At 38.5% G+C, this 11141-nt stretch carries 11 protein-coding genes and 1 pseudogene; 11 read left to right on the forward strand and 1 reads right to left on the reverse strand.

Annotated elements, in window-relative coordinates:
* Positions 1-22: 22 nt before the first annotated feature.
* From COE25_RS15660 to COE25_RS15685, 6 genes are all read left to right on the forward strand, one after another.
* The gene (locus tag COE25_RS15660) at positions 23-349 is read left to right on the forward strand and encodes a DUF3870 domain-containing protein (protein ID WP_098933257.1); all 327 of its coding nucleotides are present in this window, start codon (positions 23-25) and stop codon (positions 347-349) included.
* A gap of 244 nt (positions 350-593) precedes the next feature.
* Complete coding sequence (locus tag COE25_RS15665; protein ID WP_098933258.1) at positions 594-1781, forward strand: CaiB/BaiF CoA transferase family protein; 1188 nt, start codon at positions 594-596, stop codon at positions 1779-1781.
* 17 nt (positions 1782-1798) lie between these two features.
* On the forward strand, positions 1799-3007 hold the full coding sequence (locus COE25_RS15670) for an acyl-CoA dehydrogenase family protein (RefSeq protein WP_098933271.1): 1209 nt from the start codon (positions 1799-1801) through the stop codon (positions 3005-3007).
* A 204-nt stretch (positions 3008-3211) separates the two neighbouring features.
* A complete protein-coding gene (locus COE25_RS15675) occupies positions 3212-3532 on the forward strand; it encodes a YbjQ family protein (protein WP_088088275.1) in 321 nt (106 codons plus the stop codon).
* The gene (locus tag COE25_RS15680; RefSeq protein WP_098933259.1) at positions 3532-3768 is read left to right on the forward strand and encodes a hypothetical protein; all 237 of its coding nucleotides are present in this window, start codon (positions 3532-3534) and stop codon (positions 3766-3768) included. The genes COE25_RS15675 and COE25_RS15680 overlap by 1 nt, the downstream gene beginning before the upstream one ends.
* Positions 3769-3989: 221 nt before the next feature.
* A complete protein-coding gene (locus tag COE25_RS15685; RefSeq protein WP_098933260.1) occupies positions 3990-4766 on the forward strand; it encodes an arylamine N-acetyltransferase family protein in 777 nt (258 codons plus the stop codon).
* Between the two features lie 60 nt (positions 4767-4826).
* Here the strand turns inward: COE25_RS15685 and lspA are convergent, their stop codons facing one another.
* Entirely contained in the window at positions 4827-5264 is a 438-nt protein-coding gene (gene lspA / locus COE25_RS15690; protein ID WP_098933261.1) for a signal peptidase II, read from the reverse strand.
* Between the two features lie 481 nt (positions 5265-5745).
* On the opposite strand from lspA, the gene COE25_RS15695 reads away from it, so the two are divergent.
* From COE25_RS15695 to fdhD, 5 genes and pseudogenes are all read left to right on the forward strand, one after another.
* Positions 5746-6777, forward strand: coding sequence for a S66 family peptidase (locus COE25_RS15695; protein ID WP_098933262.1), 1032 nt, complete (start codon positions 5746-5748; stop codon positions 6775-6777).
* A 59-nt stretch (positions 6778-6836) separates the two neighbouring features.
* Positions 6837-6950 (forward strand): annotated as a pseudogene (locus tag COE25_RS31600) (DNA alkylation repair protein); the annotation flags it as partial.
* Between the two features lie 375 nt (positions 6951-7325).
* Positions 7326-7691, forward strand: a complete 366-nt coding sequence (locus tag COE25_RS15705) for a Na-translocating system protein MpsC family protein (RefSeq protein WP_088088270.1) — start codon at positions 7326-7328, stop codon at positions 7689-7691.
* A gap of 168 nt (positions 7692-7859) precedes the next feature.
* Positions 7860-10217 (forward strand): FdhF/YdeP family oxidoreductase, encoded by a 2358-nt coding sequence (locus COE25_RS15710; RefSeq protein WP_098933263.1) that lies wholly within the window; start codon positions 7860-7862, stop codon positions 10215-10217.
* Between the two features lie 33 nt (positions 10218-10250).
* Positions 10251-11072 (forward strand): formate dehydrogenase accessory sulfurtransferase FdhD, encoded by an 822-nt coding sequence (fdhD, locus tag COE25_RS15715; RefSeq protein WP_098933264.1) that lies wholly within the window; start codon positions 10251-10253, stop codon positions 11070-11072.
* Positions 11073-11141 lie beyond the last annotated feature (69 nt).

Here is an 11141-nt window from a genome sequence, read left to right on the forward strand (position 1 = left end):
TTTAAAAGTGAGGTAGATTCAAATGAAGAATGGAAAAACTCTGTTTATTGCCGGGCATGCAAAGTTACCCCAAGGGATGGCAGCGAAAAGTGTATTTGAAACATTGACGATTACAGCAGAAATCGATAGAAAATATGGAGTCATTCTCGAGGCCTCCTGTACATTGGCTACTGAACATGCCCGTGGATTTGTTGGCCAGGTGTTAAGGGGGATGAGTTTAAACGACGGAATTGATGACGCAATTGCTGCACTTCAAATGTATTATCGAGGTAAGGCTGCCAATGCATTGGTGGCGGCGTTAAAAGATCTAGATCTCCATTATCAGCAAATAAAATCTACAGAAAAGTAATTGTTGAAAAATTCAAAATATTGGTATATAGTTAGAATAACAACTGGGTGACAGCAAAAACCTTGCTGCATGACCAGATGGATCGTAATAAAAATGATGATATTAAATTGACTATATTCACTTGATCTTCCTTCGCCGGAAGACGAGCTATGAGTAGGAGTCAGTAAAGCAATCAATGGAATTTTTCATTGTTTGTTTTGCTGGCTCCTTTTTGTTTTATTAGTAGTCGGAAAGAGGTGATTTTGTGAGAGGGGCACTTGATGGAATCCGAATTTTGGATGTTTCTCGGGTACTGGCAGGACCATTTTGTTCTATGATTCTCGGTGACCTGGGAGCAGAAGTGATCAAGATTGAACACTATGCATCAGGCGACGAAACGAGGGGCTGGGGGCCGCCTTTTGTCAATGGAGAAAGTGCGTATTATTTATGTGCCAATCGGAATAAACAAAGTATGACACTTAATCTTAAATCAGAAGAAGGAAAAAAAATCTTTTCCAAACTGGCTTTTACTAGCGATGTCATGATTCAAAACTTTAAATCTGGAACACTTGTAAAAATGGGATTAGGCTATTCGCAGTTAAAAGCAATAAACCCTGGACTGATATTGGCTTCCATCACAGGTTTTGGGTCAACGGGTCCCTATAAGGATTTGCCAGGCTATGATTATATCATTCAAGCAATGAGTGGACTGATGAGTATCACTGGCGAACCTGAAGGAACTCCAGTAAAAGTTGGTGTGGCGATCGCAGATGTGTTAACAGGACTATATACCTGTATCGGGATATTAGGGGCTTTACAGCATCGGAACCAGACCGGGGAAGGGCAGGAAATTGATATTTCACTGATGGATTGCCAGATTTCTTCATTAATTAATGTGGCAAGTAATTATTTATGCAGCGGTGTGATTCCAAAACGACTGGGCAATCGGCACCCAAATATTTCACCGTATCAGGCGTTTAATACCATGGACGGTGAACTTGTCATTGCCGTAGGAAATGATGAGCAGTTTAAGCGATTTGCTGCTGTCTTGGGTAGACCTGAATTAGCGGAAATGGAAGAATTTATTCATAATGAACAGCGATTAAAAAATAACGATAAACTAGTGGCTATTTGTGAAGAACTGCTTTCAAAAAAGCCGAAAAAAGAGTGGAAAGAACGATTAGATGCTGTTGGGGTTCCGAATGGCCCAATCAACACCATCGCTGAAATGTTTGAAGATCCACAAATAAAGGCTAGAGAGATGATTGTCGAAATGGAACATCCATTAATTGATCATCTTCGATTAACTGGCTCACCGTTGAAGTTATCGGCAACACCAGTAACCATGAGGCGCCATCCTCCACTGGTTGGCGAACACACTGAATCACTATTAGAGAGCATTGGATACAATTCCGAAGAAATTTCGAGATTAAAACAAAATAAAATTATTTAAGGAGGAAATTTTAAATGATGAACTTTGAATTAACAAATGAGCAGCAAAGTGTAAAGGAAATGGTTAGAAAATTTGTTGATAAGGAAATCATTCCAAATATTCAGGAGTGGGACCGCCAAGGTTATTTTGAACCGGCTATTTTGAAAAAATTGGCGGATTTGCAAGTAATGGGTGTCTGTATCCCTGAAGAGTATGGTGGGGCCGGCATGGATTATAATACACTGGCGATTGTATGTGAGGAATTGGAACGAGGAGATACTGCCTATCGTACAGCCGTTTCTGTTCATACTGGACTAAATTGCATGACGATCATGCAATGGGGAACAGAGGAACAAAAACAAAAGTATTTAGTCCCCCAAGCACAAGGTCGTAAAATTGGTGCTTTCGGATTGACAGAACCGAATGCGGGATCTGACGTTGCAGCGATGAATACAACAGCTACAAAGCATGGAGATTACTATATTTTGAATGGGTCTAAAACATGGATTTCTCTTTGTGATGTTGCTGATCATTTCTTGATTTTTGCCAAGACAGATCATGATTTAGGGCATAAAGGAATGACTGCATTTATTGTAGAACGTAGTTTTGAAGGGGTAGAAACGAAGGCGATCAAGGGTAAGTTGGGTATTCGTGCTGGAAATACTGGAGAAGTATTTTTAACAGATGTAAAAGTTCCTGTTGTGAACAGATTAGGTGAAGAAGGGGAAGGGTTTAAAATTGCCATGTCTGCACTAGATAACGGCCGATTTACAGTGGCTGCAGGAGCAGTAGGTTTAATAGAAGCAAGTCTTGAAGCTAGCCTTAAGTATTGCCATGAACGGAAAGCATTTGGGAAAGAGATTGGAAAGCACCAGCTTGTACAGCAAATGATTGCAAAGATGAGCGCAAATCTTGAGATTTCAAGACTTCTGGTTTTTAAAGCAGGGTGGTTAAAGAATGAGGGTAAACGAAATACAAAGGAGACGTCTCTTGCTAAGTGGATTTCATGTAATGCTGCTTTTGATGCTGCAAATGATGCCGTTCAAATCCATGGGGCTTATGGTTATTCCGATGAATATCCAGTAGAGCGCTTTTTGCGGAATTCCAAAGCTCCAGTGATCTATGAAGGTACTAGGGAAATCCATACGATTATGCAAGGTGAGTACGCTTTAGGTTATAGGGAAGATAAGACTCTTCGTAAACAATTGCCTTCATGGCCTTTTGAACAAGTTAGTGTTACTAAATAGTTGGCCTTGAAGTCATGGAAGTTCATGTGAACGGTTCTTGACAGGTTGGAAGTTTACCAATTAGTCGATCCGGATCAAGTAATGGGAAAATATAATTGAATGGTGCCTGACACTTTTTAAATGGTATAATAAGGAATAATGGGTGCGCATTTACGAAGTAAAGGCTATTCATATATTTTACAATTGTTTGATGGGGGTGTTTGTATGCTAGTTGTTACAACAGAAAATATCCAAGGCTACAAGGTGGTCGAAGTAAAAGGACCTGTTTTTGGTTTAATTGTTAGAAGCCGCGGCTTGGGTGCGGATATTATGGCGAGCTTAAAAGGTTTGGTAGGTGGAGAAATTAAACAATATACCGTGATGCTGGAGGATTCGAGGAAAGAAGCCATGGACCGGATGATCAAGAATGCAAATGCGATGGGGGCCAATGCAATAGTTATGACTCGGTTCGACTCAGGGGAAGCTGGAAAAAATATGACTGAAATCTTTGCATATGGAACGGCAGTAGTAGTCGAGAAAATGTAATGAACGGACTTTGGATAATTATCACCTATTACGGTTTGCAAATCATCGCTGTTATTGTTTTTATTTTATTAGGTGTGTTTATTTATGACAAACGTTTCAAAGGTCGACAGGGTGAAAAAGTGCCCGCCGGATTTGAAAAAACAGATGAAATAAACATTGACCCAGTAACCAATGAAAAAATAAGAGTGTACTATAACCCCTTAACAGGGGAGCGTTTTTATAAAAAGGAAAAATGAAAATCTAAAAATGTAAAAAATGACTCAAATTGTCAATTAATTTGTGTCATTTTTTTTGTTAAAACACAGGTGATTTGGTAGCGTCAGGCACCTTCTAGATCATAAAGTCTTTGGAAGGGAAAAGAAACACTGGAATTTTGTGCAGACGTTAATTAACTATTATAATAGTTTAAAAGGAATTTCAAAAAAATAAAGCAATAAAAGGATTTGGAGGGGTAGAAATGCAAAAGCTGACGTCATTATTTCATAACAGAATAGGCATGCCGATGAACCAAACAATTACCTTTGAAAAATTAGATGAGGTTCTTGAAAAAACAGCACAAAACATTCCGTTTGAAAATTTAACTATCATTGAAAACAAAACCCGTAAAATTACAAAGGAAAACTTATTGAACAAAATAGTGGAAAGAAATGAAGGCGGCCTTTGTTTCGAATTAAATCCGCTTTTCTATTTCTACCTATTAGAAAATGGGTTTAATGCAGTCTTAACAGACGGTGTTGTTTATAATCAAGCTGCCGACGAGTATCATCAATTTGGAAGGACGCATGTAACGGTTCTTATAAACCACGAGGGAAAAACCTATTTAGTTGACACGGGTTTTGGTGGGAATTTACCGTTAAAACCAGTTCCAATATCCGGTGAGACCATCTCTTCGTATAATGGGGAGTTTCGGATTAAAAAAGTAAATCATCAATATGGGGACTATTGTTTAGAGATGAAATTAAAGCATAAAGATACAGATTGGAAAATGGGCTATGCATTTAATTCCAAGAAACCTATTGAAGATTTGGCGGATTTGAGTGAAATCCAAAGAATAATTGCAGAACACCCAAAATCTCCATTTAACAAACAACCTTTAATTACCCGACTTACCCATAACGGAAATATCACCTTAACAAATACCACATTTACCCAATGGGCTGACGGAATTCTATCTAAAGTGACAATTGATAATGTAAAATTCAAAGAGCTGGCAAAACAACATTTTGGGCTTTAAAAACATATTGTCATTTTTGGGGGACGAAAGAACATTTTCCCATGTGCTTTTCTAGAAAATCTAGTGCTTATTTTTTAACCAGCTAACGGCTCCATAAATAATAAGCAGTACCCCCCCAATCTCGATGGCATGGTCGGCCAAGTTAAGAATTCCACCAGAACGAATGATAAAATCTGTCACTTGCCCAAACAAAAGACGATCAATGCCATTTCCAATTGCTCCTCCGACTAGGAATCCCAAACTACTATCGATGAGAGCACCCTTCAGTTCTCCGGTTCTGCGAAAATATAAAACACCTATCACGAACAACACAGCCACAACTCCGAAGAGCCGTGAATAGCCTTGAAATAAACCTCCTGCCATCCCACTATTTTCGATATGTGTGAGTTGAATTCCCCACAATGTAAATGTTTCATTGATGTCAATGTAGGCCCTAATTAAATATTTAGAAAGCTGGTCCATCACAATAACGAGGATTGCAATTACGTAAAATAGCATATATAGTCCTTCTTTCTGGAAGAATCCTTTGCATTCTAATCTTCAGTATAATTGAAGGCTTATTTCTATTCTATTATGAAGCTCTAATACGTTTATTCGATATTGTTAAGTAGAACTGTTGCGAAGTAGCAACAATCGAGATTGAGAACGGATCATTTAATTGATAGATAGATTCAATACCATTTTTATTTGACCACGGTATTAGCAAATGTCCAATATTATACTTAAGGTGGTAAAATTGAAGGAATGAATACGCATCAGATTGATAGGATTTCCAATTATTGAATGGTGCCTGACACTTTTTTTGTTCTTTAAAGATCGTAAATGTCAGATTTCTAAAAATATTATAGTATAGGACCATTATCAAATAACAGCAGGTAAATTTTTTAATCTTGTAGAAATTAAAGATTGGTGAAATGTTCTTCACCTACGAGGATAGTATATTCTTAGCTAATCAAATGCTACAAGGGTGGGAGTAAATATGTTAATAAAGCCAAAAAAATTGCAACCGGGAGATCGTGTTGCAACAGTAAGTCCGTCTTGGGGAGGTGCTGGTGATCCAGAACTTAGATGGCGGTATGAACAAGGTGTAAAGAGAATAGAAGAAGTTTTCGGACTGGAAGTTATACCAATGCCGAATAGTTTAAAAGGGAGCGACTATCTTTATAAAAATCCACAAGCTCGTGCTGAAGATTTGATGACAGCATTTAAAGATGAAAGCATTAAAGGAATCTTTGCAAATATTGGCGGAGAAGATAGTATTCGTTTACTTCCTTATATTGATTTTGATGTTATACGTGAAAACCCGAAAATTTTTATGGGCTACTCAGATGTAACTGTTTCACATTTATTTTGTCATAAAGCAGGAATTTCTTCTTTTTATGGTCCGGCAATATTAACCGATTTTGCTGAAAACGTTGAGATGGATCCATATACGATTGACATGGTGAATCGAACGCTCTTTTCAAATGAGATGATTGGCGAAATTCAACCAGCCAAAGAATGGACGAGTGAACGTTTAGAATGGATAGAAGAGAATAAGAACCGCCGACGGACAATGCGACAAAATGTAGGATACGAGATACTTCAAGGCTCAGGTGTAGCACGAGGACATTTGATTGGAGGCTGTATAGAGGTACTAGAGTTTGCCAAAGGAACAGTGCTTTGGCCTGAAAAGAAATATTGGAATGAAAGTATTCTTTTCTTTGAAACATCTGAAGAAAAGCCGGAACCAAATAATATTAAGTATTGGTTGCGAAATTATGCCATACAAGGAATTCTACAAAAAGCCAATGGAATCATTTTTGGTAAACCGCAAGACGAGAAATATTACGATGAATATAAAGTTGAAATTCAAAAAGTCATGAAGGAATTTAATTTGGAGGATTTGCCGATCCTATATAACTTGAATTTTGGTCATACCGAACCGAAATTTATGTTGCCTTATGGAGCAATGGCGGAAATTAATTGTGATAAAAAGACTTTCACGATTTTAGAAAGTGGCGTGGAATAATGAATTGCTTGATAATAATTAGAATGCAGTGGGAATGATCATAAATGAGGAAGTGGTAAACGATTCATGATTCTCCTGATCGAACGAAATCCGCGATGAATAATTTTATCTACACAGTCGCGATTTCATATTTACCGCTCCATGATAAGGCGTCGGAACGAGAACAATTGGTATTTAAAATTTTATCTATTGTGTTGATTTCACTGCCATGTTATGATTAAGTTGTCAAATGTGAACAATTTGTGAAATTTACGATTTTATTATAAAATAGGAGTCTCTTTTAATACGAAACAGCGAACCTGTTGATCGGTTAAGAGGTTTTTTAACTCATATGACAAGGGTAAAATATTATAACTGTTAGTGCTTAACAGCGAACCTGTTTTAGTAGAACCGTTGTAATGATTCAATTGGGATTCCGCCTTTTTTATGGAACCTATAAGGAATCTATTACAATGGTTTTTATTTTTGTTTCGTTTTATTGTATAATAATAGAATAAACATCATTAACATAGTGATAATATTGAGTAAAAACAAGTGAGTTGAGTTATGTGAATAAATATGAAGCAGAATTTAGTAACATTGTTCGCACGTATCGAAAACGTTTTATGGGTAAAGGCCCTAGTCAGGTTCGAACAACTTTTTGTAAGAACTGGGCAATTTGTGAATTAGAAGGTAATTTATCTCCTATTGAAAAATTTATTGCAACAGCCGAAGATGGGAAACAAATGTTACGATCTGCTCGTACTGAAATGGTAAAGGACATTTATAAAAAAAACTATCCTCAGGAAATGGAAGAACTACTTGATGCAAGATTCATTCGTGTCTTTGTGGATATTGATATTGAAACCGACATGGGGATGTCAATTTTCGTGTTTGATCAAGATATTGAGGAAAAGTTTAACTTAAAGACTTAAAGTTAATCCAGATAAAAACTTCTTTTAACTGCATAATGTTGGCACTTGACAGCGTACCTGTTAAAGACTAACCACCTAGATCTATTTGTCCTTTTTTACGGATGAATAAAGTCCTAGGTGGTTTTTTATTGGGATCATTGCAATTGACAAATAGAGGAGGAAATGAAAATGGGAAAAACTCAACATCCAGGACCACAAAAAAAGGCAATGTTACCTGCTCCTAAATACTGGGTTAGTCCAATTCCTTTTGGACTAGGAAAGATTAAGCCGCAGCACATCCGCGATACGATGAAGATTGCTTGGGATAATAAAGACAATATCGGCTATGCCACACGTATTATTACAAAAGGGGTTTGTGACGGTTGTGCACTCGGTGTATCAGGGTTGTATGACCAAACATTGGAGGGACCACACGTTTGCACCACACGTTTGAATGTGCTTCGGCTAAATACAATGCCTGCGATTCCGCCTGAAATTCTTCATGCAGATATCGATGAACTAAGGAAGTATGATAGCAGTGAACTTCGTAAGCTAGGTCGAATTCCATATCCAATGATTCGTCGAAAAGGGGAACGTGAATTTTCACGGATTACATGGGATGGCGCAATGGATTTAATTGCAGATAAAATGAAAAAGTTGGATCCGAAACAATATTCATTTTATTTAACCGCTCGAGGGATTACAAACGAAAGTTATTATGTTGCAGCAAAGGTAGCTCGTTTTCTTGGGACCAATCACATTGATAACGCTTCCCGTATTTGCCATGCTCCAAGTAAAACAGCTTTAAAACGTTCCATTGGTGTGGGAGCTTCGACATCCAATTATTTAGATTGGATCGGAACAGATGTCTTATTGTTTTGGGGAAGTGTTGCTTCGAACTCATCACCTGTATCTTCGAAATATATGCTTGAAGCAAAGAAAAAAGGAACCAAAATCATTGTTGTTAATCCATACCGTGAACCAGCGATGGATAAGTATTGGATTCCTTCAAACCCTGAGTCTGCATTATTCGGTACAAAAATTGCCGATGACTTCTATCAAGTCAACATTGGCGGGGATATTGCCTTTATGCATGGAATCATGAAGCATTGGTTTGATATGGAGGATAAAGCATATGGGTCAGCGATTAACCATGAGTTCGTAGAGGAACATGTAAACGGTTACGAGGAATTAAAGAAAAAAGTCCAAGAACAACCTTGGGAAGATATCATCGAGTCTTCAGGTGTTTCTAAAGCACGAATCATTGAATTAGCTGAACTTTTAGCAAACAGCAAAAATGCGGTATATGCGTGGGCTCTTGGTCTGACGATGCACTCGTTTGCAACTGACAATATCTCTCAAGTAGCAAACCTGGCACTCCTTCGTGGACACTTAGGACGAAAGCACGCTGGACTCATGCCGTTCCGTGGACACTCTAGCGTTCAAGGCAGCGGAGAAATGGGGGCAGACCCGTTTGTTTTACCTGGCGGAGGCTGGGATGAGAAAAATGTAGAGCGAATTGAAAAACTTTGGGGATTTGACCTGCCAAAGTGGCAGGGTGATATCGTTGGCGTCACACTAGAAAACATTGTTCTTCCAGAAGATCATGAGCGGAAAGTGAAATTATATTACCTATCTGGTGGTAATTTCTTAGAAACGATGCCTGACCCAGATTTTATTGAACAAGCCTTATCTGAACTGGAGATTCGCGTTCATCAAGATATTATTTTAAACACATCGACTTTAGTTGATGCGAAAGAAGCAGTCATCGTGTTACCGGCGAAAACGCGTTATGAGCAAGAAGGAGGCGGCACGAGTACATCAACAGAACGGATGGTTTACTTCTCTCCGGAAATTACTGGTAACAAAAACATGATTGAAGAAGCACGTGCAGAATGGAAGATTTATCTGGACCTTGCGAAGCGTGTGAAACCAGAAACGGCTCATTTGGTTGATTTTGCTGACGGGCAGGCAATTCGTGAGGAAATTGCCAAAGCAAACCCTGATTACGACGGTATTCAGCATTTGAAAAAGCAAGGAGACGTTTTCCAGTGGGGGGGCGCTTGGTTATGTGAAGATGGAATTTGTCCAACTCCAGATGGGAGAGGTACCTTAATTCCTGTTGATATTCCGGATTTAAATAAAAAGCCAGAACAATTTATTATTACATCTCGCCGTGGTAAGCAGTTTAACTCGATGGTGTATAAAGAAGTAGATCCGTTAAACGGTGCTGGTCGTTATGATGTATTAATGAGTCCTGTTGATGGGCAAAAATTAAGCATTGCTGAAGCGGAAGGAATTGTTGTTTATAACGGATTTGGCGTCTTCCAAGGTACGGCAAAATTTGTTGATATTGCGCAAGGAAATTTAGAAGTTCATTTCCCGGAGGGTAACTACTTACTGCCGCGGGGTCGGTATGAGAAATTTGCCGGCATTCCGGATTACAACATCACAGTTACTGTTGAAAAAGCAGAACGATATCATGCGCGTAAAGATACCCAATATCTAGAAAAGCCGATTGCTGAGCTTGAAACAGAAGTTGGTTAAGGGCAAGAATATCTATGGAAAGGGGCACCGCATTTGTTAAAGGAAATCACTACTTCTCAAAACATTGTCAAGTATAATGGACATAACTTCATAGAGGAAGAGGATGACATTGCAGTCGAATCTGCCTTAACGATTATATTAGATGGAACTGAGTTTGCCACCATGGTATGTACCCCTTCTGAACTGAAAGAATTGGTGGTCGGCTTCCTAGCTTCTGAGGGTGTGATTCGAGTCTACCAAGATATTCAATCGATCCATATTGATGAAGAAACGGGATTTGCTTATGTTGATCTTGTGAGTAAACATTCGTTCCAAAAAGATTTCCATTCGAAGAGATTCATTGGTTCTTGTTGTGGAAAAGGACGGCAATTTTACTTTCATAACGACGTAAAGACAGCTAAAACAGTTATGACAAAATTGACGGTTACACCGGAACAATGCCGTGAGTTAATGAAGCAAATGCAAGAAAACTCTTCACATTTTCAACAAACCGGCGGGGTTCATAATGCAGCTCTTTGTACGAAGGATGGAATTGTGGCAGCACGAACGGATATCGGTCGACACAATGCCCTGGATAAACTTTTTGGCTATTGCATGATTAACCGAATACCACTTAAGGACAAAATCATTGCTTTCAGTGGCCGAATTTCATCCGAGGTGTTACTAAAAGCAGCCAAGATTGGAGTAGGAATTATTCTATCCAAATCTGCACCTACCAATCTTGCCCTAGATTTAGCAGAGGAACTCGGAATTACGGCGGTTGGCTTTATCCGAGCTAACGGATTTAATGTTTACACCCATCAGGAACGCATTCAAGGTATCGAATATAATCGATCATCGCCATCTGTTTTATAAGGATTCAATCTTTTTTATAAAAGATAAAACACTCACAAATGTTGAAATTATATGCTCCCCAATAGGTAG

Source organism: Bacillus sp. AFS031507 (genome assembly GCF_002584635.1).
GTDB lineage: Bacteria > Bacillota > Bacilli > Bacillales > Cytobacillaceae > Neobacillus.